The organism is Streptomyces sp. SID13726 (genome assembly GCF_010548375.1).
In the GTDB taxonomy this organism is placed as follows: Bacteria; Actinomycetota; Actinomycetes; order Streptomycetales; family Streptomycetaceae; genus Streptomyces.
The window spans coordinates 1-1,029 of the sequence record NZ_JAAGLY010000064.1 but is presented as its reverse complement, the minus strand read 5'-3'; the positions used below and the strand labels follow the sequence as shown (position 1 = coordinate 1,029).

The window sequence follows — 1,029 nt, the reverse complement described above, 5'->3', positions numbered from 1 at the left end:
TCGCCGAGCAACCCGGTCGTGCTCACCGAGGGCGTGTTCGCCGGGCAGCTCGCGATCGGCGACGTGACGTATGGCGGCCTGCAGCGCGCGTACCTCGAGGACGTCGCGGGCCAGGAGCAGGGCGCCGTCTTCCGCATGACGCAGGGCCTCGAGTCCGGCGTCAGCCGCACGAGCGTCGGCCCCGACGGCGCGATCTACGTCGGCGGCACCGGTGAGGGCGGCAACTGGGGCGAGTCCGGCAAGCTCCGGTTCGGCCTCCAGAAGCTCGTGCCCGTCAACGAGGACTCCTTCGACATGAAGGAGATGCGCGTGGTCGAGGGCGGCTTCGAGATCGAGTACACCGACCCGGTGTCCGACGAGGTCGTCGAGAAGCTCGCCGACGCCTACCAGGTCAAGCAGTGGCGCTACGTGCCGACGCAGCAGTACGGCGGCCCGAAGGTCGACGAGGAGCCGCTCTTCGTCACCGACGCCACGGTGTCCGAGGACCGCACGACCGTCACGCTGAAGATCGACGGCCTCAAGCCCGGCCACGTCGTCTACATCCGGTCGCCGCGCCCGTTCGCGTCCGCCGACGGTGCCGAGCTCCTCAGCACCGAGGCCTGGTACACGCTCAACTCGCTCCCTGGCTACGTCGCCCCGGCCGACCGTGGCTGGTACGAGGCGGAGCTCGCGCAGCCCCTCGGCAGCTCGAGCATCGGCTCGGACCACAGCAACTACTCGGGCTCCGGCTTCGCCGCGGGCATGACGAACGTCGGCGCGGGCCGCACGTTCTCCGTGACCGCGCCCGAGGCGGGCACCTACGCGGTGAACGTGCGCTACGCAAACGGCACGCACCCGTACCCCGACCTGCGGTCCAAGCGCGTCTCGCTGTACGTGAACGGCGAGGACCTCGGCCAGTGGACGTTCCCGACGACTGGCAGCTGGAAGGACTGGGGCGTGCAGACGCGCGACCTCGAGCTCCAGGCCGGCGCGAACACCATCACCCTCAAGTACGAGGACGGCGACGAGGGCAACATCAACATCGACGTG

General features: G+C 69.9%; 1 protein-coding gene. It reads left to right on the top strand.

The features are described from left to right. Positions 1 to 1,029: CBM35 domain-containing protein (locus G3I78_RS46335; RefSeq protein WP_164436539.1), on the top strand; the 1,029-nt coding region annotated here is incomplete at both ends.